Raw genomic sequence first — 300 nt, 5'->3', positions numbered from 1 at the left:
AACACCACCACCGGCACGCACACCGGCCCGGCCTCCCAGACCCCGCCGACCACGACCACGACCAGCGACACACCCACACCGGTCAGCACCGTCCAGCAACCCCACGGGACCGGCAACCCGCGCACCACGAGCCCGGGTCAGGGGGCCGACACCGACACCAGCGCAGCCATCGACGGTGGCAACGAGTCCGACTCCGATCCGGACCCCTACAGCGACACCGACAGCGACGTCACCGACCTGAGTGACCTCTGGGACGCGCAGAGCGACACCTCGGACGGCACCGAGCTGACCGTGCCGGAC

The organism is Streptomyces sp. NPDC090994, from assembly GCF_044768905.1.
Classification (GTDB): Bacteria; Actinomycetota; Actinomycetes; order Streptomycetales; family Streptomycetaceae; genus Streptomyces.
Note: the sequence above shows the minus strand (reverse complement) of the source record.